Source organism: Qipengyuania sp. JC766 (assembly GCF_040717445.1).
Classification (GTDB): Bacteria; Pseudomonadota; Alphaproteobacteria; order Sphingomonadales; family Sphingomonadaceae; genus JC766.
On record NZ_JBFEFL010000001.1, the window covers coordinates 1,057,624 to 1,080,119 of the forward strand.

Genomic DNA, 22,496 nt, shown 5'->3' on the forward strand with positions numbered 1-22,496 from the left:
CGCATACGTGCGCATCCGATGGCGCAACCTCCGATACTCAGTTTGGAAAACCTGGCCCTGCAACAGGGCGGCAAATGGCTGTTCGGCGATGCCGATGGCGGTTCGCTGGACCTGCATGTCGGCCCGCGTGACCGGCTGGCGCTGATCGGGCGCAACGGCGCGGGCAAGACCACGCTGTTCCGCCTGATCGACGACCGGATCGAGGCCGATCGCGGCATCCGCAAGGTGAAGCCCAACACTCGCATCGTGGTGCTGGAGCAGGAGCCCGATTTCTCCGGTTTCGAGACGCTGATGGATTTCGCACTCGCCGGCGACCACGCGCCTGCAGAACACGAGATCGAGGCGATCGCGGGCCAGCTGGGCATCGACATGGCGACGCCGTGCAAGGGCGCGAGCGGCGGCGAACGGCGCCGGGCGGCCATCGCCCGCGCGCTGGCGCAGGATCCCGACCTGCTGCTGATGGACGAGCCGACCAACCACCTGGACCTTGCCGCGATCGACTGGCTGGAAAGCTGGCTGGACCGATACAAGGGCGCCTTCATCGTTATCAGCCACGACCGCACCTTCCTGAAGCGGCTGACCCGTGCGACCATCTGGCTCGATCGCGGGACGCTGCGGCGCAAGGAAGTCGGCTTCGGCGGCTACGAGGCATGGGAAGAGGAAGTCTATGCCGAGGAAGCGCGCGCGGCGGAGCGGCTGGACGCGAAGCTGAAGATAGAGGCGCACTGGCTGGAACGCGGCGTGACCGCGCGGCGCAAGCGCAACCAGGGCCGGCTGGAAAAGCTCTGGGAAATGCGCGCCCAGCGCGCCGCGATGATTTCCCCCAAGGGCGCGGCCAAGCTGGGCCTGGCGACGGAGGAGGACTTCAAGAGCAAGTCGGTGATCGTCGCGGAGAACGTGTCCAAGTCCTACGGCGATCGCAGGATCATCCGGGACTTCACGCTGCGCATCCAGCGCGGCGACCGGATCGGCGTGGTCGGATCGAACGGCGCAGGCAAGACCACGCTGCTCAAGCTGCTGACGGGCGAGATCGCGCCGGACGAAGGCTCGGTCGATATTTCGAAGAAGCTGACCGGCGTGATGATCGACCAGCAGCGCAGCCTGATGGAGCCTGACCGGACCGTGCGCCAGATCATCGCAGAAGGCGGCGACTGGATCGACGTGCGCGGCAACCGCAAGCACGTGCAAGGGTACCTCAAGGAATTCCTGTTCGACCCGAAGATCGTCGATACCAAGGTCGGCATCCTGTCGGGCGGCGAGCGCAGCCGGTTGCTGCTGGCGCGCGAATTCGCCCGCAAGTCCAACCTGCTGGTGCTGGACGAGCCGACCAACGACCTCGACCTGGAAACGCTGGACCTGCTGCAGGAGGTCATCGCCGATTATGAGGGCACGGTGCTCATCGTCAGCCACGACCGCGACTTCCTCGACAAGACGGTGACCGTCACGCTCGGCCTCGACGGCAGCGGCTTCGTGGACATCGTCGCGGGCGGGTACGAGGACTGGATCGCCAAGCGCGAGGAACGGCCCGGCGGCAAGGCATCGGCCAAGAACGCCGGCGCGACCCCTCCGCCCCCTTCCCCGCCGCCGCGCTCCAACCCGGACAAGCTATCCTACAAGGACCAGCGCGACTACGAGCTGTTGCCGGCGCGGATCGAACAGCTGGAAGGCGCGATCGCGAAGGGCGAGGCGATCCTGGCCGATCCCGACCTCTACACCGCCGATCCGCAGAAATTCGCGACCATTTCCAAGGGTATCGAGAACGCAAGGGCGGAAAAGGACGCGGCCGAGGAACGCTGGCTGGAACTGGCCGAACGCGTAGAGGCGTGACTCTCCGGGAGGAGATCGCCGCCTGCCGCGTGTGCGAAGCGTACCTGCCCGAAGGCGCGCGCCCGGTGGTGCAGTTTTCCGGCACCGCGCGGCTGCTGATCGTCGGACAGGCGCCGGGCTCGAAAGTCCACCGGACCGGCATCCCGTGGGACGATGCGAGCGGGGACCGGCTGCGCGAATGGACCGGGCTCACCAAGGACCAGATGTACGATCCGGCGCGCGTGGCGCTGGTGCCTATGGGCTTCTGCTATCCCGGCAAGGCCAGTGGCGGGGACAAGCCGCCGCGCCGCGAATGCGCGCCCATGTGGCACGACCGGGTGCTGGACGAGTTGCCGGACGATCGCCTGACCCTGCTGGTCGGCACGTACGCACAAGGCCACTACCTGCCCGCGATGCGCAAGCTGCCGATGACGGAGCGCGTGCGCCGGTTCCGCGAGACGCTGCCCCAATTCCTGCCCCTGCCCCATCCCGCCTGGCGCAGCACGATCTGGATGCGCAACAATCCGTGGTTCGCGGACGAGGTGCTGCCCGAACTCAAGCACCGCGTGGCGCAGGTGGTGGACGGGTCAGGTTGACACAGTTGACACAGTCCAAGGCGCCGACACGGGGTCACGAAATCCGGTAGAAATCCGCAACCCGCTCAAGCGCGATGCGCAGCACCAGCTTGCCGCTGCGCGCGGGCCAGCGCAGCGCCTTTTCCGCGTCGGGCAAGGCCTCGCACGCGCAGACCACGCGCCACAATATGTCGGCAAGGCCGCTGCCTGCCTCCGCCAGCGCCCCGTCGAACCGGTCGCGCGCCGCGATCTGGCGTTCGCCCGGCGTCAGGTCCGCACCCCCGCCATCGACCCGCACCGGGTCCCAACGCATCGTCACCCGCGGGGCCAGTTGCGCGCGTTCGTAATCGGCGCGCAACCGCTCGCCCGCATCGAACAACCGGTCGTCCAGATGCCCGCGCGCGTGCAGCCATCCGAGCGGCGATTCCGCGATATTGACCGTGGCGGTCCGCCGCTTGCCCCGCACGCCGCCGCGCCGGCGCGGACCCTCGGATGTCAGTTCCCGTTCGACCAGTTCGCGCTTCAATCGCCGTCCTTTCCGTTGCAGGAAGCGGCCTTGCCAAAACCGCATGGATGTAGGACAGCGAAAAAACCAAAGCGGTTAGGCCATCGGGCCGGGAAAGGGTGCGGGCGTGATCAACCGGATACGCGATATTCGAAAGGCCAAGGGCTGGACCCTCTCGCAACTGGCGGAAGCCTGCGACCCGCCGACGACGGCGCAGACGATCGGCCGGCTGGAAACGGGAATGCGCAACCTGTCCATCAAGTGGATGGACCGGATCGGGGCGGCGCTGGACGTCGATCCCGAAAGCTTGGTGCGATCCGAGAAAAGCGAGCGTCCGCGCCTCGTCGCCCGGCTGACCGCCGCCGGCGCCGAAGCGCTGGAAACGCCCGCCGAAGCAGTGATGCCGACCGATACCGGCGGCCAGAGTCCGCTGATCGTCCTCGCTGTGGAAGCGGGCATGGGCGAATACCGCCCGGGCGACCGGCTCTGGCTGCGGCAGGTCGATCTGCAGGACGCGAGCCGCGCGATCAATCGCGACGTACTGGTCCCGCGCAAGGGCGGGCGGTTCGCTTTCGGACGGCTGATCGACCGCCGCGACACGCTGGTCGGCATCCTGCCGCCGGGCCATGGCGAGAAGCAGCAGGTGGTCGACAATCCGCCCTGGATCGCGGTGGCGGAAATGCTGGTGCGGCCGCTCTGACCGGCCACGCAGGCAAGGCTTAGCCGCGATGAAACGCGCCCTCGTCCTCAGCACGCTCTATCCCAACGCGCACGCGCCCCGTTTCGGGACCTTCGTCGCCCGCTCGATGGAAGCGGTCGCGGCCTGCGGCGACTGGGACGTGACGCTGTTCAACCCGATCGGCATCCCGCCGATCGTCTTCGGACGCTATCGCCCGCTGGCAGAGGCCGCGGTGGACGGCGTGGAAGGGGGTGTGGACATCCACCGCCCGACCTTCACCCTGATCCCGCGCGTGGGCGTGGCATCGAACGCGCGCCGCATCGCGCAGGCCGTCCTCCCCCTCGCCCGGGCCATGCACCGCGACCGGCCGTTCGACGTGGTCGACGCGCAATTCTTCTTCCCCGAAGGTCCGGCAGCGGCGCAGATCGCCGACGCGCTCGGCCTCCCGTTCACGATCCTGGGGCGCGGGTCCGACATCACCTATTGGGGCACGCGCGATTTCGCGCGCGAACAGATGCTCTATGCCGCTGCCCGCGCGGACGGATTGATGGCGGTGTCCGAGGCGCTCCGGCGCGATATGGCCGGTCTGGGCATGGACGGCGGAAAGATCGGCATCCGCTACACCGGCCTCGACCGCGACCGGTTCCGTCCGCTCGGCCATACCGGCCTGCGCACCACCCTGGCCCAGTCGCTGGGCGTCGACCTGCCCAGGGGTGCCCCGCTGTTCGCGACGGTCGGATCGCTGGATGCGAACAAGGGGCAGGCGCTGGTGGTCGAGGCGCTGGAGACGATCCGCGAAGCCCGCCTGCTGCTGGTCGGCAAGGGGCCGGACGAGGATTCGCTACGCCGCCTCGCAAAGGAACGCGGCGTTGCCGAGCGGGTGCATGTGCTGGGGACGGTCGATCACGATTTGTTGCCGGTCATCCTGTCCGCCGCCGATGCGATGGTCCTGCCTTCCGCGCGCGAAGGGCTGGCCAATGCCTGGATAGAGGCGCTCGCCTGCGGCACGCCGCTGGTCATCTGCGACGCGGGCGGCGCACGCGAAATCGTGACCACGCGCGATGCGGGCCTGATTGTGGAGCGGCGGGTGGATGCGATCGCGGACGGGATGCGCGCGATCCTGGCCGATCCCGTTCCGGCGGAACGGGTGGCGGCGACGGTCGAGAGGTTCAGCTGGGAAGCGACCGCCGGGACGGTGGCCAGCCACTGGGAGCGGCTGACCACCCGTCGCGGGGTAAGCAGCTAGATCCGGTTCGCCTCGCGTGCGATCCGTTCCTGCTTGTCGGCCACCGATTCCTGCGGGATGAAGCTGTCCGAATTGACGCCCATCCAGATCAGCATCGGCGCGGCCATGTAGACCGAGCTATAGGTACCAACCACGAGACCGAGGAAGATCGCGGCCGTCAGGCCGAACAGGCTTTCCGGGCCAAAAATCAGCAGCGGGATCAGGGCCAGCGCCAGGGTCAGCGACGTCATCACGGTACGCGCCAGCGTCTCGTTCACCGACAGGTCCAGCAGTTCGGGCAGCGGCATCTTGCGATACTTCTTCAGGTTTTCCCTGATGCGGTCGTAGACCACGATCGTATCGTTCAGCGAATAGCCGATGATCGCCAGGATGGCCGCGATGATCTGGAGGCTGAATTCCAGCTGGAACAGCGCGAACATACCCAGCGCCAGCGACACGTCGTGGAACAACGCGAACAGCGCGCCGACCCCGAACTGCCATTCGAACCGGACCCAGATGTAGAGCGCCACCGCGACCATGGCCGCGATCAGTGCGAGCACGGCGTCGTTGCGGAATTCGCCCGACACCTTGCCCGAAACCGAGTCCACCCCGTCGATACGGACGTCGGGATGGTTCTCGCGCATGACCTCGGTGATCTGCTCGGTCATCTGGTTGGCGAATTCGGGATTGCCTTCCGCTTCGGGCGGCAGCTTCACGCGGATCGAGACCTGGTTGTCCTCGCCGAAGCGCTGGATGACCGGATCGCTGACCGTCTCGAGCTGGCTGACGTTCTGGCGCAATTCGGAAATCGGGGCCTGCGCCTCTCCGACGAAGGTCGCCCGGATTTCCTGGCCGCCGGCGAAATCGACGCCGTAATTGAGGCCGTTCTGCCAGACGAGGAACCAGCTGGCCGCGATGATCAGGCAGCTGAAGATGTAGAACGGAGTCGCCCAGCGCAGGAACTTGATGTTCGTATCGTCGGGGACGAGCTTAAGCAGTTTCATGTCTCTCGCCTCCTACAGCACGATGTCGGTGGGCCGGGCCTTGCGCAGCCATCCGGCGACCCACATGCGGGTCAGGAAGACCGCGGTGAAGACGCTGGTGGCAAGGCCGACGATAAGCACGATCGCGAAGCCGCGCACCGGCCCCGAACCGAAGCCCAGCAACAGGGCGCCTGCGATGAAATTGGTGATGTTGGCGTCGTAAATCGCGCGGCTGGCTTCCTTGTAGCCTGTTTCCACCGCGGCGATCACGCGTCGCCCGCGTTTTCGCTCCTCGCGTATTCGCTCGTTGATGAGCACGTTCGCGTCGACCGCCGCGCCGATGGTCAGCACGAACCCGGCGAGGCCCGGCAGGGTCAGCGTGGAATTCATGATCGCCATGATCCCCAGGATCATCGCCACGTTGAACACGAGTGCCGCCGTGGCATAGACCCCGAACCGGCCGTAGGACGCGATCATCAGCGCGATGACCGCGACCGAGCCGATCAGGATCGCCAGCATGCCCTTGCGGATCGAGTCGGCGCCGAGGTCCGGGCCGACGGTGCGTTCTTCCACGATCGCCAGGTCGACCGGGAGCGAACCCGATTCGAGCTGGATCGCGAGATTGCTCGCCTCTTCGGTGGAAAAACCGTTCTGGCCGCCGGAAATGCGCGCCGATCCGCCGATGATGGCGGATTCGAAGACGGGCGCGGAAATGACCTGGTCGTCGAGGATAATCGCGAACTGGCGGCCGATATTCTCGGAGCTCAGCTTGGCGAAGCGGCGGCCGCCTTCTCCGTCGAACTCGATATTGACGACGGCTTCGTTGGTTTCCGGGTCGAAGCCGAGATCGGCCCCGATCAGGTTCTCGCCGCTGATCCCGCCGAGGCGCCGCACGGCGATCTGGCCGCCGGGCTGCTCACTGCCTTCGGCGAAGGGGAATATCTCGCTGCCCGGAGGGGCGATGCCCGCCTGCACTTCGGTCGGCAACGCTTCGTAATCGACCAGCTTGAATTCGAGCTGCGCGGTCTGCCCCAGCAGTTCCTTGAGCGCTTCGGGGTCTTCGAGACCCGGGACCTGCACCACGATGCGGTCGTCGCCCTGGCGGATGATGGTCGGCTCGCGCGTGCCGAGAAGGTCGATGCGCTTGCGCACGACTTCGGTGGCGCTTTCCATCGCGCTGGAGACGGCCTGGTCGGCACCCTGCGCGGTCTGCGTCAGGACGAAGCGCGTCTGGTCGACCACTTCGAGGTCCCACTCGCGCACGGTGCCGGTGCCGTTGATGATCGGCAGCAGTTCCTCGCGCGCGCGGTCGACGTCGGACACGTCCTGCACCATGAAGCTGAGCCGTCCGCCGCGGGTCGACACGTCGCCGATGTTGATGCGTGGGTCGGCGTTGCGCATCGCGTTGCGGACCGATTCCTCCATGTTCTCCAGCCGCGTCGCCGCGACCTGGGAAGGATCGGCCTCGAGCAGGATGTGGCTGCCGCCCGCAAGGTCCAGACCGAGATTGACGGTCGGGTTCGGCAGCGCGTCGGGCCACCGGATGTGACCCTGACCGAAAATGGTGGGGAGCGCCGCGAGGGCGAAGAACAGCGTGACGCCCCACAGGAGGAGCTTACGCCAGAGCGGAAATTCGAGCATCGTTGCGCGCCTTCCCGGTCAATCGTTCGCGGCAGTGCCGGTCGGCGGGATGATGTCGCCGATGGTCGACTTCACCGCCTTGACCCGGATGCCCTGCGCCAATTCGAGATCGGCGTAATCGTCATCCACCTTGACCACCTTCGCGACCAGGCCGCCGGCAGTGACGACCTTGTCGCCCTTCTTGATGGACGCGATCTTTTCCCGGTGCTGCTTCTGCGCGCGCATTTGCGGGCGGATGAGAAGGAACCAGAAAACCGCGAAAATTCCGACCCATGGCAGGATCTGGAGCCAGAACGGGGGTGCTTCGGCGGATGCCGCGGCGGCAAGCAATTCGATCATGTGTGACCTGTCTTAGAAATATGTATGTGCCGGAGCGACAGGAGTTCGCCCCCTCCGCTGGCTCAGGTGGGCGCGCCTAGCAGTATTGCAAGGACAGGGCAACGCGGCTGCGATGGCGGGTTGCGTTGCACAAAACCCAAAACTATAGCGCCCCCTTCCACTGGTCTCGGGAAGTAGCGCAGCCTGGTAGCGCATCACACTGGGGGTGTGGGGGTCGCAGGTTCGAATCCTGTCTTCCCGACCAGTGGTTTTTCACCCCCGCTTTCGGCCATTCTCCGGTTTGCACACCGCGCTCGCGCTTCGTAAGCGTGCGGGCAAGGAGAACGCCCGATGTCCGATACCACCCCTTCCCCTGCCAACGGTCCAGCGCTCGAACAGGCCGCCCGGTCCTGGCTGTTCGCGCCGGCGGACAGCACGAAGAAGATGACCAAGGCCGCCGATGGCGAGGCCGACATCGTGTTGCTGGACCTGGAAGATTCGGTGGCGCCCGCGAACAAGGAAAGCGCGCGAGACAACGTGCGTGACTTCCTTAAGGACCGCGCGGATCGCCGGCGCCTGTGGGTCCGTGTGAACCCGCTGGACGGTGAATGGACCGTGGCAGACCTTGCCGCGATCATGCCCTCCGCGCCGGGCGGGATACTCCTGCCCAAGGCACGCGGGCCCGCCGACGTCGCGACGCTGGACAATTACCTGACCGCATTCGAGGCCGCGAACGGGCTGGACATCGGGTCCACCCGCGTCGCCGCGCTGGTGACGGAAACCCCCGCATCCATGTTCACCACCGGCGATTACGCCGGCAGTCCGCGGCTCGCCGCGATGAGCTGGGGCGCGGAAGACCTGTCCTCGGCACTCGGCGCGCAGGAGCAATGGAAGCCCGACGGTAGCTACGCCCACCCCTACGAGATGGCACGCACGCTGTGCCTGTATGGCGCGGCGGCGGCAGGTGTCGCCCCGATCGAGACGATCCAGGCGGACTTCCGCGACCTCGAGGGCTTGCGCGACCGTGCCCGGCGCGTGCGCAAGGCCGGTTTTCGCGGGATGCTCGCGATCCACCCGGCGCAGGTTCCGGTCATCAACGAGGCCTTCACACCCAGCGAGGAGGAACTGGCCCATGCCCGGGCGGTGGTGGACGCCTTCGCCGCCAGTCCGGGTGCCGGCACGGTCGGGCTGGACGGGCAGATGATCGACCGCCCGCACCTCGCGCTGGCACAGGCTCTGCTGGCGGGTGCGGCACCCGAAAAATAGGCTGTCCTACACGAACCGATATGGTTATCTGATTCGGCTCCCACCATTCGCAAGGTCAAGGAGCCGTCCCATGCCACTCGTCGAATCGCTCATCGGTCCGGTCGCATCGCTGATCGACAAGATCATCCCCGACAAGGAAGCGCGCGCCAAGGCCAAGCTCGAACTGCTGCGGCTGGAAGGCACGCAGGAGATGCGCGAGATCGAAGCGCGCCTGTCCGCCATCGTGGCCGAAGCCAATTCGCGCGATCCTTGGACCAGCCGCGCCCGGCCGAGCTTCCTCTATGTCATGTACGTGCTGCTGCTGTTTGCCCTGCCGATGGGCATCCTCGCCGCGTTCCACCCTGACATCGCCCGCGACATCGGCACGGGCATGAACGCGTACCTGAACGGCCTGCCGGACGCGCTCTACGCTCTCTTCGGCACCGGATACCTCGGCTACACCGCCGCGCGCCAGTGGGGCAAGGTCAAGGGCGTGGAGGGGTAACTCTCGCTCGACTTGATCCATCCCACAGATCGTGTTGGGCGTTCGCATCTGAGAACTCAAACGCGAGGGCGAGAGGCTTTTGTCTTATGATCTTGTATGACCCGGTCCTCGGAGAGCTCCGCGCTCGATGGAGAAACGGCACTCCCTTCATCAGCAAGGACGATCTTGTAAGGTGGTCGGAATCGAGCGGACTGAGTGTCCTTGATTTTCTCGACACATTGGCCGTCGAATTGTCGATCGACTTTTGGATTAGTGTTCTCACATATGATTTTGTCTGTCTCACCGCAAACAATCTCAATTGGGCGTGGATAGACCTGACAGCCGATACCTCAGGCCTCGAATGGCCCGATACATTCGGCGAGTTCTACTGGGCGTTCGATCATAGCGATTCCATTGGGACGAAAGATCGCGAGATAATACGAGAGTTTTTACAGAAGCACCGGACGCTGACCTAGGGACACACAATTTGCTCTCTTGTCGGCAATAAGGAAACGCATCCTGCGAATGCGCTGGAAAAGCCCGCGCCTTTATAGCTAAGCAAGCGCTATGACCGACACCGTCTTCATCCTAAACGGCCCGAACCTCAACCTGCTCGGCACGCGCGAGCCGGAGATCTACGGGTCGGACACGCTGGCGGATATCGAGGCCCGGTGTGCCGACAGGGCGGCGGAGCTCGGCCTGGCGATCGATTTTCGCCAGTCCAACCACGAAGGCGTCCTCGTCGACTGGCTGCACGAGGCGCATGCGATGGGCGCGGTGGCGGTGATCGTCAATCCGGCGGCCTATACCCACACCTCCATCGCGCTGCTCGATGCGGCGAAGGCGATCGACCCGCCGGTGATCGAAGTCCACCTGTCCGACCCCGAGAGCCGGGAGGCATTCCGGCACGAATCCTTCATCGGGATGGCGGCCATGCGCACGATCAAGGGCCACGGGGCACAAGGGTACCTGATGGCGCTCGATGCCGTAACGCAAATCAACCGCTGACTTGCACACCCTCTTGTCAGGCGCAAAACCCCCGCGCATAGGCGCGTGCACGCAATGACAAGGATGGCCATGGCCGAAACAAAAGGCGCTGCGGCGCGTAAATCCGGCATGAATGTCGATGGGAAACTGGTCCGCGAACTTGCCGAACTGCTCGGCGAAACGGGCCTGAGCGAGATCGAGGTCGAGGACGGCGATCGCCGGATACGCGTCGCCCGCGAACTCATGGCGCCTGCCGCCGCACCGGTCGCGCATGCCCCCGCCCCGCAACCCGCGGTCGCGCAGCCCGCCGCCCCCGCCCCGCAGGCCGATGCCGGCGGCGCCGAGGCGTTCGATGGCGAAGCGATCAAGTCTCCCATGGTGGGCACGGTCTATCTCGCGCCCGAACCCGGCGCGTCCGACTTCGTGTCGGTCGGCGACAGCGTGAAGGAAGGCGATACCCTCCTGATCGTGGAAGCGATGAAGGTGATGAACCCGATCACCGCCGACCGGTCCGGCACGGTGAAGCAGATCCTCGTCTCGAATGCGCAGCCGGTCGAATACGACCAGCCGCTCGTCGTCGTCGCGTAAGCCGGCATGAGCATCAAGCGCATACTGATCGCCAACCGGGGCGAGATCGCCCTGCGTATCCACCGCGCCGCCCACGAAATGGGCATAGAGACGGTCGCGGTCCATTCGACCGCCGATGCCGACGCGATGCATGTCCGGCTGGCCGACCATGCCATCTGCATCGGCCCGCCGCCCGCGGCGGACAGCTACCTCAACCACGCGGCGATCATCTCGGCCGCGGAAATCTCCGGCTGCGACGCGATCCACCCGGGCTACGGCTTCCTGTCGGAGAACGAGAAGTTCGCCGAGATCGTCGAGGCGCACGAGATCAAGTGGATCGGGCCCAAGCCCGAACATATCCGCACCATGGGCGACAAGGTCGCCGCCAAGAAGACCGCTGGCGCGCTCGGCCTGCCGCTGGTGCCCGGTTCCGCCGGCGCGGTGTCGGATCTTGACGAGGCCAAGGCCGTGTCCGCCGAGATCGGCTATCCTGTGCTGGTCAAGGCGGCGAGCGGCGGCGGTGGCCGCGGCATGAAGGTGGTGCCCGAGGAATCGCAGCTCGAAAGCCTGATGAGCCAGGCCAAGAGCGAGGCGAAGAGCGCCTTTGGCGACGACACGGTCTATATCGAGAAATATCTCGGCAATCCGCGTCACATCGAATTCCAGGTCTTCGGCGACGGCGAAGGCAACGCGATCCATCTGGGCGAGCGCGACTGCTCGCTCCAGCGGCGGCACCAGAAGGTTCTGGAAGAAGCGCCCTCCCCCGTCCTCTCGCCCGAGGAGCGCGACCGGATGGGCGAAGTGTGCGCGCAGGCGATGCGCGACATGGCCTATCGCGGCGCGGGCACCATCGAGTTCCTGTGGGAAAACGGCGAGTTCTACTTCATCGAGATGAACACCCGCCTGCAGGTCGAACACCCGGTCACCGAGATGATCACCGGCCTCGACCTGGTGCGCGAACAGATCCGCATCGCCGCAGGCAAGCCGCTGTCGCTGACGCAGGACGAAGTGACCTTCACGGGCCACGCGATCGAATGCCGGATCAACGCGGAAGACCCGTTCACCTTCGCGCCCAGCCCGGGCAAGGTCACCGCCTATCACCCGGCGGGGGGCATGCATGTCCGGGTCGATAGCGGCCTATATGCCGGCTATTCCATCCCGCCGCATTACGACAGCATGATCGCCAAGCTGATCGTCTACGGCCGCAGCCGCGACAAGTGCATCATGCGCCTGCGCCGCGCGCTGGAGGAAATGGTCATCGAGGGCGTGAAGCACTCGATCCCGCTGCACCAGGAACTGATCAAGCAGGACGACGTGCTGAGCGGCGACTATTCGATCAAGTGGCTGGAGGAATGGCTGAAGGAGCGCGAGGCCTGAGTTCGGCCCTCACTGGAGAGCGGACGACATGAAATCCTTCATGGTGCCCGCAGTGATGATCCTCGTGATCGGCATCGGCGTTTTCTTCCTGCCGACCATGATGGGCGAGACGGACAACGCCGAACTGGTCGCGCTTACCGGCCAGATCGGCGGCGCGCTGATCGGCTTCGGCCTGGTCGTGACGGTGATCATTTTCCTGAAGACCCGTCGCAGGTAGCCCTACCGGCGCCCGGCATCGGCCTCAGTCGAACGTGAACCCGGCCGCTTTCGCTTCGGCGATGACCTCTTCCCCGGTCTGGCGTGGGTGGTCCCCCTGCAGTCGGGACCACGCGGCGGCTTCATCGACGAAGATTTCCTTTTCTATCGCGTGACTGGCCGCGGCGTCGAACAGTCCGGCGGAGAAACTGCGATTGCCGGTCGGCAGGAAGCGGAACCAGAGATGGGTGCCGCAAGCGCTACAAAAGGCACGCTCGGCCCAGTCGCTTGAACGATAGACGCTGACGCTGGCTTCGCCCGTCACCTCCGGATTTTCGCCATATTGCGCGCTGTAGAGCGATCCGGACCAGCGGCGGCACATGCCGCACTGGCATAATTCGACCTGTTCCGGTGCTTCCTCAAGGACGACCTGCACCGCACCGCACAGGCAATGGCCTTCGATTGATTCAGTTCTATTTTTTCCGTTCATCGAACCACTCCACGAAGGCTCTCGCATCACTTTCATCGACATTGCGCACTCGACGGGTCCCCGACCCGCGGACCGAAATGATAAGGTCCGAGGAAAGCGCAGACTGTTTGTGCCGAACCGAGCGAACATCGGCACCTGCAACTATCTTTCGCCGTGATTGGGAATAGAAAATCAGTCCGACGTCGGAATATCGGAGAGCATACGGGCGCGCCAGTTTGCGAACTGTGCGGTAGACTTCCCAGACGAGCCCTAGCGCCAACACCAGCAGAGGAAGGCTCACACCCCTCCAGCGCATGGCGGAGACGGCATCGAAAAAACGGCCGGCGCGATTTGATGGACCGTCACCGAGCAGCGTCGGATCGAAAGCGGCCCAGAAGAGGAAGCCAGTCGTCGGAACGAGCAGCAGGAGAAGAACGATCAGGCATCCGCCACGCCATCGAACGACATTCTCGGCGTCGGAATCGGACATCACCCCAGCGGGACGCCGGGTTCGTCCTTGCTTGTGCGGATCGTCAGGCTGGTCTTCACGCTTTCCACGTTCGGGGCCGGCGTCAGCTTGCCGGTCAGGAATTCCTGGAAGCTCTGCAGGTCGCGGCTGACGACTTTCAGGATGAAGTCGATCTCGCCGTTCAGCATGTGGACCTCTCGTACTTCGGGCAGGTCGTGCATCGCGTCCTCGAACTCGCGCAGGGCGCTTTCGGCCTGGCTCTTGAGGCTGACCATCGCGAAGACGGTGATCGAGAAGCCCAGCTTCGCGCCATTGAGATCGGCGTGATAGCCGCGAATGACGCCTTCCTCCTCAAGCGCGCGGACGCGCCGCAGGCACGGGGGCGCGGTCAGGCCGACGCGCTGCGCCAGCTCGACATTGGTGACCCGTCCCTCGTTCTGCAGTTCCGCTAGCAAGCGCCGGTCAATCTCGTCGAGATTTGCCATCTATCGCCCCCTGTTCGCCAACAGCCGAAACCCGTGATTCGGCAATCTATGCCGACCGTATTGCACGGTCCGCCTAATATTATTGTTCCTGCCAGCAATTGTCCCGCTTTGCAACGCGCCTCGCGCAAACGCTGCGCGACAAACCTTGCGTTGATAGTAACCATGCAGCCGGTCGCCCCCGCCCGGTGCCGCCGCTACCGGAGAACCGATGCAAATCGACGACCGCCTTGTCACCGTGCTGCGCCAGCGCGCCACGGGCGAGCGCGCGTTGCGAACGCAGTACCGGCAGCTGATCGACCTACTCGGAAATGCCCGGCCCGGCAGCGATACCAGCCTGCGAACGGCCGCCTGGATGCGGCTCGCCGAGCTCGCCCGGCAGATACCTGCCGAGGAACGCGCGGCGATCCTGCGCGAACCGGGCATTCGCCTGCGCCAGCCCGATCTGGTACGGAACCTCGCCGAGGGCGAATTGCAAACCGCCACCGCGGCGCTCGCCAAGGCGGAACTGCCGGGCGAGGCGTGGGAGACGCTGATCCCGCAATTGCCGCTGCGCGCGCGCGGCTTCCTGCGCCTGCGCCGCGACTTGCCAGGCGCGGCCATCGCCGTGCTCGAACGGCTGGGTGTGCACGATCGCGGACTGCCGCACCCCGAGCCGGTCGTGCCTACACCAGCCAACGAGGAACGGCCCGAAGAGCCTGCGAACGAGAACCAGCCCGACAGCCAGATCGGTGCGCTGGTCAAGCGGATCGAGCGATTCCGCCGCCACCGGCCGGCTGCGGGCGCGGCGCCGCGTCTTCCGCTAGAGGGGCGCGACGCTCCTGCGCGGACGGGCATCCAAGGATTCGATTTCGGCCTGGGTCCGGACGGAACGGTGGACTGGGCCGAAAGCCACGTCGCGCCCTATATCGTCGGAGCCCGGCTGGAGCACCCGCGCGTGTCGCGGGCCGTCCGGCTGCGGCAGCCGGTAGAAGGCGTCGCGATCCTCCTTGCCGTCCCGAACGAACTTGCCGGCCGCTGGCAGGTCGACGCCGTGCCGCGCTTCGCGGAGATCGGCGGGCATTTCCTCGGCCATGCCGGCCGCCTGCGCCGCATCGCGGACTTGCCCGAGGAGGCGCCGCGCGCGCCCGACACGGATGCCGGGACCGACCGGATCCGGCAGCTTCTCCACGAACTGCGCACGCCGGTGACGGCCATCCAGGGCTATGCCGAGCTGATCCAGCAACAGGTCGCGGGCGAACTGCCGCATGCCTATCGCGCGCTCGGCGCCAATATCGCCGGCGATGCGGCGCGCATGTTGTCGGGGTTCGACGAGATCGACCGCTACGCGCGCCTGACCGGGCGCAGCATGCAACTGGACGAGGGGCGCACTTCGCTGCGCGAAGCGGCATCGCTGACCATCGCGCATCTGGAGCCGGCCCTGAAGGCCCGCTCCGCCAGAATCGAGTTCGAGGCGGAGGAGGACGCGCAGGTGGCCCTCGCCCCGCACGAACTCGCCTCGCTCCTGTGGCGCATCTTCGCGGTCGTCGCCAACGGCCTGGGGCCGCATGAGACGATCCGCGCCTCGCTGGATTGCACGGACCGAACCGCCCGCCTCGCAATCGCCCTGCCCGCCTCGCTGGCGGGCGATGCCGACCCGTTCCTCGCCACTGCGGCCGAAGCGGCCGGGTCGCTCAGCGCCAGCATGCTCGGGTCCGGTTTCGCACTGCGACTCGCCCGTGCCGAGGCGACAGCGGCGGGCGGCGCATTCCTGCGCGAAGACGGTGCGCTGCGCCTGACATTGCCCGAATGTCCTGAGGATTCGCAGGAAATTAGCAATTCCGCCATAGACGGCCGCTGACTCCGCAGGTTTTGCGGGGGTACGGCACGCGAGGCGGAAGGGTTCACATGCAGGCGATTTCGGAACCACCCCGGGACGCAGAGCTCGTGCGGTTTCCCGACCGTTTCGGCCCCCGCTACATCCTGACCGTCGATACCGAGGAGGAATTCGACTGGGGCGCGCCGTTCACGCGCGACCGGCACGGGCTCGCGCATGTGCCCGCCCTCGCCCGCTTCCAGGCGTTCTGCGAGAAATCGGGCGTGGTGCCGGTCTACCTCGTCGACTGGCCGATCGCCAACGATCCTGCCGCGATCGAAATCCTGAAGCCGGCCTGCGCCGCAGGCCGTGCGGAAGTCGGCATCCAGCTGCACCCCTGGGTATCGCCGCCTTTCGACGAGGAAGTGACCACCCGCAACAGCTTCGCGGGCAATCTCCCGCAGCCGCTGGAACGGGAAAAGCTGACCCGGCTGCGCGACGCGATTGCGGAGAATTTTGGGCTGGAGCCGCGCATCTACCGCGCCGGGCGCTACGGCACGGGCAGCGCGACGGCCGACATGCTGAAGGACCTGGGTGTGCGGATCGACACTTCGGTGCGCAGCAATTTCGACTATTCGCGTGGCGGCGGGCCGGATTACCGCAAGCATCCGCTGAAGCCATACTGGCTGGAACGTGATGCGGGCCTCCTGGAACTGCCGCTGACGACCGTCTTCTGGGGCGTGCTGCGGCGGCAGGGCCGGCAGGTCGCGCCGATGCTGGGATCGGTGCCGAGGCTGGGCGGCGCCGCGGCCAGGCTGGGCCTGCTGGAGAAGATCGCGCTCACGCCCGAAGGCGTCTCCGTCGACGAGGCGATCCGCGGTATCGACATGGCGATCGACGACGGGCTGCCGATCCTCAACCTGTCCTTCCACAGCCCCTCGCTGGCGCCGGGGCACACGCCCTATGTCCGCTCCGAAGACGATGTGGAGATCCTCTACGACTGGTTCGAGCGGGTGTTCGCCTATCTGGAAATGCGCGGTGTCGCGCCCACGCATGTCGACGAGATCCTGCACGCGGTCGCTGCCTGAGAGCAGCACGCTTGCCTCTCCGCGGGCGGCGCTGTAACGGCCATCTCCACCGTACGGTATCCGGGGGCCTGTAGCTCAGTTGGTTAGAGCTGGCCGCTCATAACGGCTAGGTCGCGGGTTCGAGTCCTGCCGGGCCCACCAGGATCCCGCATGGTGCACCGCACGGGTCGGGGAGTAGCGCAGCCTGGTAGCGCATCTGCTTTGGGAGCAGAGGGTCGCAGGTTCGAATCCTGTCTCCCCGACCAGCATCCCGTGACGGGGCAATCCGCGCGGACGAGGCAAGGAGCCGATACGATCGCCCGCACCCGTCCCCAGCTAGACACCAGGCTCGATACGCGCGCGATCTGGGCGATCGCGATCCCCGCGATGCTGACCAACGTGGCGACCGCGCTGATCGGGATCGGCGACATCTGGATCGTCGGGCGGCTTGGCGACGTCGCGGCGCAGGGCGCGGTCGATATCGGGGCGCGCCTGTTCGCCGTGCTGTTCACGGTGATGAACTTCCTGAAGACCGGCACCACCGGACTTGTCGCGCAGGACGGGACGCGCAGCGGCGCGGCCGAACAGGCGACGACACTGCTGCGCGGCCTTGCCATCGGCCTGGCCATCGCTCTCGTCCTGCTGGCGATGAAGCCCGTTCTCCTGGCCTTCGCGCTGCACGCGCTGGGCGCGCAGGGCGACGTGCTGGTCGCCGCGCGCACCTATGCGGAGATCCGCTACTGGACCGCGCCCGCGGTGATGCTGAACCTGGCGCTGGTGGGCTTCCTCGTCGGCCAGCGCCGGATGACGGCCGTGCTGGTGTTCGAAGTGACCTACAACCTCCTCAATGTCGGGCTCGGCCTGTGGTTCGTGCTGGACCTGCAATGGGGCATTGCGGGGATCGGGTGGTCCAGCTTCATCGCGGAATATGCCAAGCTCGCACTCGTCGGCCTGTTCGTGTTCCGGGGCGACATGCTGCGCCATGTGCGCGATGCCGTGACCCAGCGCGCGGTGCTGCGCTGGGCCGCGCTGAAGCCGTTCCTGTCGGTCAACCGCGACCTGTTCCTGCGCACGCTTGTACTGACGGTGGCGCTCGCCTCGCTGACCCGGCTGAGCGCGGAACGCGGCGACGTGGTGCTGGCGGCGAACGGCATCCTCTACCAGATGTTCATCCTCACCGCCCTGCTGCTCGACGGGTTCGAGAACGCGGCGCAGGTCCTCAACGGGGAACGGTTCGGGGCAAAGGACGGGCGCGGCTTCGCGGGTTACGTGCGGGCAATCCTGTCGCGCGGCATGGGCATGGCCGCCATCGTGGCGCTGGGCTTCGCCCTGTTCGCCGATCCGCTGCTGGCGAGCTTCGCCGCGACGCCCGCCGTGGCGCAGGAGGCGAGCGCAATGGCGGTGTGGCTGGTTGTGATCCCCTTCGCGGGGCTGGCCGGCTTCGTGCTCGACGGGGTGTTCGTGGGCGCCAGCTGGACGCGGGGACTTTTGCTGACGATGCTCGGCTCGGTCCTGGTCTTCGTGGCCAGCCTCTACCTCACTTGGCCGATTGGCAATCACGGCCTGTGGCTGTCCTTCACTCTGTTCCTTGCCGTCCGGGCGGGGTTCCAGCTGGCCTATCTGTCGCGCCGGTTCCCGCAGGCGTTTCCGGCTCCGCGCTGACCTCTGCCGCCCACCGTTTCTCGCGCCGCAGCCTGCGCTGGTTGAGAACGAAGAACAGCAGCGCGCCGACGATCAGCGGCAGGTAGAAGAAAACGAGCCGCCAGATGGACACGGCCGGCACCAGCACGTCCCGGTCGGTGAAAGGCGAGAACAGCAGGAGGAAGGCGGCTTCCGCCGCGCCCGATCCGCCGGGCGTAGGGATGACGCTGCTGATCGCCTGCACGAGGTATTGCAGCAGCCAGTAAAGCACCGGCTGCCAGTCGGCGCCGAACGCCGCGAGGACTAGCGCCGCGATGGTGAAGCGCGCACCCCACTGGGTGGCGGACAGCGCCAAGTTGGCCGCGACCATCCCCTTCCCGTTGCGCAGCATGGCGCTCCAGTCTTCCGCGACCGACGCGACGATGGCGCGCAGCCGGCGAGCGAACCGGACCAGCAGGTCCCGGACCCTGCTGCCGAGCCACCCTTTGACCGCGGCCACGACAAGGCCGACCACCACGACGAAGGCGGCGGCCCCGACGGTCATCACCGTCTGCACCGATCCGCCGACGCTGCGCACGATGGCGGGATCGCTCGACAGTGCGGCAAAGGCGGCGAAGCCGGTAAGGATCACTGCCAGCAGCACCAGCGAGAACAGCGCCACGAAGTCTTCCGCCATCTGGAAGGTCAGCAGCGTCAGGGCGCGCGCGCTGGGTATCCCTTCGGACACCATCATCAGCCAGCGGATCGGCGCACCGCCCGTGGCAGACGGCGTGACCGCATTGGCGACCGTCGTGCCGATGACGATCCGCACGGATGCCGATGGGCGGAGGCCGAGACCGAGGAACCGGCTCCACAGGAGCAGCCGGATCGTGTTGCAGGTCCACGGCACGAACACGACGATGCAGGCCGCGACGAGGAATTCCGGCCGGACCAGCCGGTCCGCCAGCGGCACGCCGTCCAGCGAGACGAACAGCGCGACGATATTGGCGAGCGCCAGCAGCGGCAGGATGGACAGCGCGATCGCCCAGCCCCGGGGCGACAGCTTCCACCCGCTATCGGTGGCGCGCACCCATCGTGGGAGCTTCAGTTCGTCTGCCATGTCCCGGACACAGCCTTGCCCGCCTGCCCGAGGCGCCGGTCGCGCGCTTCGAGCGCGGCCTTGTATTCGACCTCGACCAGCTGGTCGAACGTGTCCTTCCACCTGTTCGAGCGATCCGCATTGGCGATCGCCGCCGCGCGCATGGCGGGATAATCCTCGCGCCAGGCGCGCACGACGTTGTCGGCCATCGCCTTCGCATCGTCGATCGGTCCCAAGAGGCCCGTCCCGGCGGGCACGCGGTCCGACATCGCCCCGCCATTGACGCCGACGACCGGGAGGCCGGACGCCTGCGCCTCCAACACGGAAATCCCGAAGGTCTCGTACTGCATGCCCGAGACGTAGATGTCGGCCGAGGCGAGCGCGCGGGCCATGAGGCCGCGATCCGCCTGGTAACCAGGAAAGGCGATCGGCAGGTCGTGCGACTTTTCCATCAGTTCGGTGCGCAGCTTGCCGTCACCCACCAGCACCATCGCCGCGCCCAGATCCGGCGGCAGCTGGCGGAACATGTCGACCAGCACGGCCGCGCCCTTCTCGTTGTCGATCCGGCCGGCATAGATCAGCAGCGGCCCGTCGCCCGGCGGCAGGCCGAGCTGCTGGCGATAGTCCGGGTCGCGCAGGTCGGGCGAGAACCGGTCCAGGTTGACGCCCAGCGGCAGGACGCCCGTCTGGTGGATGTCCAGCCCGGCGAACATGTCCTTCGCCTTGCTGTTGAGCGTGTAGACGCGGTCGAACCAGCGATAGGTGTGGCGTGCGTAGAAATAGGACAGGTCGACGAACACCTGCCCCGCCGCATCGCCGAACATGTCCTTCGCCACGCGGTCGACATGGGCGTTGGGAAAGTCCGTCCGGTATCCGGCGACGAGCGCCGTCTGCGGGAAGCGCCAGCGATGGCGGATGGCGACCCAGGGCAGCACCCAGGGGCACAGCGATTCCAGGATATCCGGCTGGTATTCCGCGAGCAGGTCGTAAACCTTGCCGGTGCGGCTGATCCAGCGGTAGTTCGGGCTGCCGATCACCGGCTTCCCCGCCACCTCGATCCGCGTGTAGCGCCCTTCCTTCGTGATGCGATCTTCCGGTCCCGGGATGATCTGCATCAGGCGATGCGGCGTGTTGGCGAGGAAATGCTCGCGCTTCTGCTTCAGGTAGGTGGTGATCCCGCCACCGCCGCTTGCCGACCAGCTTTGCGTCAGGTCGCACACCAGCAATTCTTTGCTCACAAAGGCTCTCCCCTGGATGGCCATGCGAGAAAAGGCCGGCGGAATTCAAGCGGCACGTCCGGAAAAACTGATCTGCGGACCGTGCCTATACGTCGGTGACCGCGCCTGCGGGCGCGATCAAGTGGACGCAATGTGGTATTCCCCGCCCAATATTGCCAGATGCTGAGCGCCCCGGTCAGGCGACGGCTCTATTTCGGGCGGATCGTGCCTTCGTAATTGGCGAGGATCCCGGCGATCTGCGTCCACACGGCCACGTTCTGCCGCAGCTGTTCGGGGTCGATCTTGTCCAGCGTGTCGTCGGGCGTGTGGTGGAAGTCGAAATAGCGGGTCCCGTCCTGCTGCAGGTCGATGATCGCCGTGTCCTGGTCGCGGGCGATGTTGATGTCCGCCCCGCCGCTGGCGACGATCGTGCTGTCGGCGACGCCGAACCGCGCGACCGAGGCCGCGAGGCGCGCGTGCAGGTCCGGGTTGCTGTCGCGGAAATTGCTTTCGAAGCGCCAGATACGGTCCGCCCCGAAATCGCTTTCGAAGGCGACCCCGATCGGCTCGTCGATATGCGCCTCGGAATAGGCGACGCTGCCCAGCAGGCCCACTTCCTCCGCCCCTGCGAACAGGACGCGGATTGTGCGCAACGGGGTGCCGGTAGCTTCCACATTCTTGGCCGCGGCCGCCGCGATGGCGCAGCCTGCCCCGTCGTCGAAGGCGCCGGGCGAATTCCACCAGCTGTCGATATGGCAGGCGAGCAGCACCGGCGGCAGCGACGGGTCGCGCCCGACGATCTCGCCCACCACGTTGCCGCTGACCTGTGTGCCGATGCGCTCGGGCGTCAGGGTCAGCCGCATCCGGATCGGCCGACCCTCGGCCCGCTCGAACATGCGCGCGAGGTTCTCCGCGTCGGGCAGTGTCAGCGCGCCTGCCGGGATCGGTTCGACACCGTCGGGAAAGCGGATCACGCCCGTGTGCGGGTTGCGGTGATAGTCTGTACCGATGGAGCGGATCACGATGCCGGCCGCGCCCTTGGCCGCGGCGATGCCCGGCCCTGAGAAGCGCGCTTCCCCGAAATAACCGTAATGCGATCCGTCCATCGAAGGCTTCATCGCGTGCGAAACGAAGGCGATCTTGCCGCGCACCGCCGCTGCCGGCGCCGCTTCCAGGTCGGCGAAGGAGGGGAAATAGACCACTTCCGCCTCGATCCCGTCCGCGCCGGTGGAGGCGCTGTTGCCGAGCGGCTGGATCACCAGGTCCTGCGCGAAGTCGCCGAGGACGCGGGCGCGATGCACTCCGCCGGGGATCCAGGTGTCCATCTCGAACGGCTCGTCGGCCACGTTGCGGAACCCGTTCGCGCGCAGCCAGGCAACCGCCCAGTCGCGGCCGCGCTTCTCCGCTTCGGTGCCCGCCTGCCGCGGCCCGACCTCGGTCGTGATGCCTTCCACGAAGTCCCAGGCAATGGCGTCGCTCTCGGCGGCCATGTCGGCCTGTGCTTCCAGCGAAGGTGCTCCGGTGGCGGTCTGGCCGGTGGCGGTCTGGGCGATTGCGGGGGCGGCGAAGGCGGCGGCCAGCGCCGCCAGAGTCAGGGTCGATTTCATCGGCAGCGCGCTATCGCCTCCCCGCCGCCAAGTCCAGCCGAGGCGCGCGCGCAGCCCTCCCCCGCGCACTTAATTTTCAGCAAG

23 protein-coding genes and 3 tRNA genes are annotated in these 22,496 nt (G+C 66.5%); 16 read left to right on the forward strand and 10 right to left on the reverse strand.

Translation table 11 applies throughout. The annotated features are described in order from the left end of the window. The first annotated feature begins 18 nt into the window (after positions 1 to 18). Both AB1K63_RS05215 and AB1K63_RS05220 read left to right on the forward strand, forming a co-directional pair. Positions 19 to 1,827, forward strand: a complete 1,809-nt coding sequence (locus AB1K63_RS05215) for an ATP-binding cassette domain-containing protein (RefSeq protein WP_366958893.1) — start codon at positions 19 to 21, stop codon at positions 1,825 to 1,827. Continuing rightward, positions 1,824 to 2,402: a uracil-DNA glycosylase family protein gene (locus AB1K63_RS05220; protein ID WP_366958894.1), complete on the forward strand. Its 579-nt coding sequence runs from the start codon at positions 1,824 to 1,826 to the stop codon at positions 2,400 to 2,402. Before AB1K63_RS05215 ends, AB1K63_RS05220 begins: the two co-directional genes overlap by 4 nt. 34 nt (positions 2,403 to 2,436) lie before the next feature. Here AB1K63_RS05220 and AB1K63_RS05225 read toward each other — a convergent pair whose 3' ends face one another. Further along, entirely contained in the window at positions 2,437 to 2,907 is a 471-nt protein-coding gene (locus tag AB1K63_RS05225) for a DUF6456 domain-containing protein (protein ID WP_366958895.1), read from the reverse strand. Between the two features lie 106 nt (positions 2,908 to 3,013). On the opposite strand from AB1K63_RS05225, the gene AB1K63_RS05230 reads away from it, so the two are divergent. Next, positions 3,014 to 3,586, forward strand: a complete 573-nt coding sequence (locus tag AB1K63_RS05230; protein ID WP_366958896.1) for a helix-turn-helix transcriptional regulator — start codon at positions 3,014 to 3,016, stop codon at positions 3,584 to 3,586. Between the two features lie 28 nt (positions 3,587 to 3,614). Further along, positions 3,615 to 4,811: a glycosyltransferase gene (locus AB1K63_RS05235; RefSeq protein ID WP_366958897.1), complete on the forward strand. Its 1,197-nt coding sequence runs from the start codon at positions 3,615 to 3,617 to the stop codon at positions 4,809 to 4,811. Here AB1K63_RS05235 and secF read toward each other — a convergent pair. Genes secF through yajC form a run of 3 tightly spaced genes read right to left on the reverse strand, consistent with a single transcriptional unit; the run spans position 4,808 to position 7,753 of the window. Beyond that, positions 4,808 to 5,794, reverse strand: coding sequence for a protein translocase subunit SecF (gene secF, locus AB1K63_RS05240; RefSeq protein WP_366958898.1), 987 nt, complete (start codon positions 5,792 to 5,794; stop codon positions 4,808 to 4,810). The two genes, AB1K63_RS05235 and secF, sit on opposite strands and share 4 nt — an antisense overlap. Before the next feature lie 12 nt (positions 5,795 to 5,806). Then, entirely contained in the window at positions 5,807 to 7,414 is a 1,608-nt protein-coding gene (gene secD, locus AB1K63_RS05245) for a protein translocase subunit SecD (protein WP_366958899.1), read from the reverse strand. 18 nt (positions 7,415 to 7,432) lie between these two features. Next, positions 7,433 to 7,753 (reverse strand): preprotein translocase subunit YajC, encoded by a 321-nt coding sequence (yajC, locus tag AB1K63_RS05250; RefSeq protein ID WP_366958900.1) that lies wholly within the window; start codon positions 7,751 to 7,753, stop codon positions 7,433 to 7,435. Positions 7,754 to 7,920: 167 nt separating this feature from the next. Here yajC and AB1K63_RS05255 point away from each other — a divergent pair. The 7 genes from AB1K63_RS05255 (at position 7,921) to AB1K63_RS05285 (ending at position 12,609) form a co-directional block, all read left to right on the forward strand. Further along, positions 7,921 to 7,997 (forward strand) — tRNA-Pro (locus AB1K63_RS05255). Positions 7,998 to 8,083: 86 nt separating this feature from the next. Further along, positions 8,084 to 8,998 (forward strand): CoA ester lyase, encoded by a 915-nt coding sequence (locus AB1K63_RS05260; RefSeq protein ID WP_366958901.1) that lies wholly within the window; start codon positions 8,084 to 8,086, stop codon positions 8,996 to 8,998. A gap of 70 nt (positions 8,999 to 9,068) precedes the next feature. Beyond that, positions 9,069 to 9,482: a holin family protein gene (locus AB1K63_RS05265; RefSeq protein WP_366958902.1), complete on the forward strand. Its 414-nt coding sequence runs from the start codon at positions 9,069 to 9,071 to the stop codon at positions 9,480 to 9,482. Positions 9,483 to 10,028: 546 nt separating this feature from the next. Continuing rightward, positions 10,029 to 10,469, forward strand: a complete 441-nt coding sequence (locus AB1K63_RS05270) for a type II 3-dehydroquinate dehydratase (protein ID WP_366958903.1) — start codon at positions 10,029 to 10,031, stop codon at positions 10,467 to 10,469. 108 nt (positions 10,470 to 10,577) lie between these two features. Beyond that, a complete protein-coding gene (gene accB / locus AB1K63_RS05275; RefSeq protein WP_366960649.1) occupies positions 10,578 to 11,036 on the forward strand; it encodes an acetyl-CoA carboxylase biotin carboxyl carrier protein in 459 nt (152 codons plus the stop codon). 6 nt (positions 11,037 to 11,042) lie between these two features. Further along, complete coding sequence (accC, locus tag AB1K63_RS05280) at positions 11,043 to 12,392, forward strand: acetyl-CoA carboxylase biotin carboxylase subunit (RefSeq protein WP_366958904.1); 1,350 nt, start codon at positions 11,043 to 11,045, stop codon at positions 12,390 to 12,392. Between the two features lie 28 nt (positions 12,393 to 12,420). Next, positions 12,421 to 12,609 (forward strand): hypothetical protein, encoded by a 189-nt coding sequence (locus AB1K63_RS05285; protein ID WP_366958905.1) that lies wholly within the window; start codon positions 12,421 to 12,423, stop codon positions 12,607 to 12,609. 24 nt (positions 12,610 to 12,633) lie between these two features. Here the strand turns inward: AB1K63_RS05285 and AB1K63_RS05290 are convergent, their stop codons facing one another. From AB1K63_RS05290 to AB1K63_RS05300, 3 genes are read right to left on the reverse strand one after another with little or no spacing between them, the layout of a single operon-like run. Continuing rightward, on the reverse strand, positions 12,634 to 13,023 hold the full coding sequence (locus AB1K63_RS05290) for a GFA family protein (protein ID WP_366958906.1): 390 nt from the start codon (positions 13,021 to 13,023) through the stop codon (positions 12,634 to 12,636). A 37-nt stretch (positions 13,024 to 13,060) separates the two neighbouring features. After that, positions 13,061 to 13,546 carry a hypothetical protein gene (locus tag AB1K63_RS05295; RefSeq protein WP_366958907.1) on the reverse strand — a complete coding sequence of 162 codons (486 nt, stop codon included), beginning with the start codon at positions 13,544 to 13,546 and terminating at the stop codon, positions 13,061 to 13,063. After that, positions 13,546 to 14,010 carry an Lrp/AsnC family transcriptional regulator gene (locus AB1K63_RS05300; protein ID WP_366958908.1) on the reverse strand — a complete coding sequence of 155 codons (465 nt, stop codon included), beginning with the start codon at positions 14,008 to 14,010 and terminating at the stop codon, positions 13,546 to 13,548. The genes AB1K63_RS05295 and AB1K63_RS05300 overlap by 1 nt, the downstream gene beginning before the upstream one ends. A gap of 208 nt (positions 14,011 to 14,218) precedes the next feature. Here AB1K63_RS05300 and AB1K63_RS05305 point away from each other — a divergent pair, with 208 nt between their 5' ends. The 5 genes from AB1K63_RS05305 (at position 14,219) to AB1K63_RS05325 (ending at position 18,531) form a co-directional block, all read left to right on the forward strand. Then, positions 14,219 to 15,847 carry a histidine kinase dimerization/phospho-acceptor domain-containing protein gene (locus AB1K63_RS05305; RefSeq protein ID WP_366958909.1) on the forward strand — a complete coding sequence of 543 codons (1,629 nt, stop codon included), beginning with the start codon at positions 14,219 to 14,221 and terminating at the stop codon, positions 15,845 to 15,847. A gap of 47 nt (positions 15,848 to 15,894) precedes the next feature. Then, positions 15,895 to 16,890: a polysaccharide deacetylase family protein gene (locus AB1K63_RS05310; RefSeq protein WP_366958910.1), complete on the forward strand. Its 996-nt coding sequence runs from the start codon at positions 15,895 to 15,897 to the stop codon at positions 16,888 to 16,890. A gap of 64 nt (positions 16,891 to 16,954) precedes the next feature. Continuing rightward, positions 16,955 to 17,031, forward strand: a tRNA-Ile gene (locus tag AB1K63_RS05315). Positions 17,032 to 17,058: 27 nt separating this feature from the next. Further along, positions 17,059 to 17,135 (forward strand) — tRNA-Pro (locus AB1K63_RS05320). Between the two features lie 7 nt (positions 17,136 to 17,142). Further along, positions 17,143 to 18,531 (forward strand): MATE family efflux transporter, encoded by a 1,389-nt coding sequence (locus AB1K63_RS05325; RefSeq protein WP_366958911.1) that lies wholly within the window; start codon positions 17,143 to 17,145, stop codon positions 18,529 to 18,531. Here the strand turns inward: AB1K63_RS05325 and AB1K63_RS05330 are convergent. From AB1K63_RS05330 to AB1K63_RS05340, 3 genes are all read right to left on the reverse strand, one after another. Next, the gene (locus AB1K63_RS05330; RefSeq protein WP_366958912.1) at positions 18,446 to 19,609 is read right to left on the reverse strand and encodes a flippase-like domain-containing protein; all 1,164 of its coding nucleotides are present in this window, start codon (positions 19,607 to 19,609) and stop codon (positions 18,446 to 18,448) included. The genes AB1K63_RS05325 and AB1K63_RS05330 overlap by 86 nt on opposite strands. Continuing rightward, positions 19,594 to 20,826, reverse strand: a complete 1,233-nt coding sequence (locus tag AB1K63_RS05335; protein WP_366958913.1) for a glycosyltransferase — start codon at positions 20,824 to 20,826, stop codon at positions 19,594 to 19,596. The genes AB1K63_RS05330 and AB1K63_RS05335 overlap by 16 nt, the downstream gene beginning before the upstream one ends. 188 nt (positions 20,827 to 21,014) lie before the next feature. Beyond that, the gene (locus tag AB1K63_RS05340) at positions 21,015 to 22,412 is read right to left on the reverse strand and encodes a M20/M25/M40 family metallo-hydrolase (RefSeq protein WP_366958914.1); all 1,398 of its coding nucleotides are present in this window, start codon (positions 22,410 to 22,412) and stop codon (positions 21,015 to 21,017) included. Between the last annotated feature and the right edge of the window lie 84 nt (positions 22,413 to 22,496).

Bases quoted from the DNA above. Each gene is read 5' to 3' on its own strand.
- AB1K63_RS05330 (WP_366958912.1), bottom strand. From the start codon at position 19,609: ATGGCAGACGAACTGAAGCTCCCACGATGGGTGCGCGCCACCGATAGC.
- accB (WP_366960649.1), top strand. From the start codon at position 10,578: ATGAATGTCGATGGGAAACTGGTCCGCGAACTTGCCGAACTGCTCGGC.
- AB1K63_RS05265 (WP_366958902.1), top strand. From the start codon at position 9,069: ATGCCACTCGTCGAATCGCTCATCGGTCCGGTCGCATCGCTGATCGAC.
- AB1K63_RS05235 (WP_366958897.1), top strand. From the start codon at position 3,615: ATGAAACGCGCCCTCGTCCTCAGCACGCTCTATCCCAACGCGCACGCG.
- AB1K63_RS05285 (WP_366958905.1), top strand. From the start codon at position 12,421: ATGAAATCCTTCATGGTGCCCGCAGTGATGATCCTCGTGATCGGCATC.
- accC (WP_366958904.1), top strand. From the start codon at position 11,043: ATGAGCATCAAGCGCATACTGATCGCCAACCGGGGCGAGATCGCCCTG.
- AB1K63_RS05215 (WP_366958893.1), top strand. From the start codon at position 19: ATGGCGCAACCTCCGATACTCAGTTTGGAAAACCTGGCCCTGCAACAG.
- secF (WP_366958898.1), bottom strand. From the start codon at position 5,794: ATGAAACTGCTTAAGCTCGTCCCCGACGATACGAACATCAAGTTCCTG.
- secD (WP_366958899.1), bottom strand. From the start codon at position 7,414: ATGCTCGAATTTCCGCTCTGGCGTAAGCTCCTCCTGTGGGGCGTCACG.
- AB1K63_RS05340 (WP_366958914.1), bottom strand. From the start codon at position 22,412: ATGAAATCGACCCTGACTCTGGCGGCGCTGGCCGCCGCCTTCGCCGCC.
- AB1K63_RS05305 (WP_366958909.1), top strand. From the start codon at position 14,219: ATGCAAATCGACGACCGCCTTGTCACCGTGCTGCGCCAGCGCGCCACG.
- AB1K63_RS05300 (WP_366958908.1), bottom strand. From the start codon at position 14,010: ATGGCAAATCTCGACGAGATTGACCGGCGCTTGCTAGCGGAACTGCAG.
- AB1K63_RS05295 (WP_366958907.1), bottom strand. From the start codon at position 13,546: ATGTCCGATTCCGACGCCGAGAATGTCGTTCGATGGCGTGGCGGATGC.
- AB1K63_RS05310 (WP_366958910.1), top strand. From the start codon at position 15,895: ATGCAGGCGATTTCGGAACCACCCCGGGACGCAGAGCTCGTGCGGTTT.
- yajC (WP_366958900.1), bottom strand. From the start codon at position 7,753: ATGATCGAATTGCTTGCCGCCGCGGCATCCGCCGAAGCACCCCCGTTC.
- AB1K63_RS05270 (WP_366958903.1), top strand. From the start codon at position 10,029: ATGACCGACACCGTCTTCATCCTAAACGGCCCGAACCTCAACCTGCTC.
- AB1K63_RS05260 (WP_366958901.1), top strand. From the start codon at position 8,084: ATGTCCGATACCACCCCTTCCCCTGCCAACGGTCCAGCGCTCGAACAG.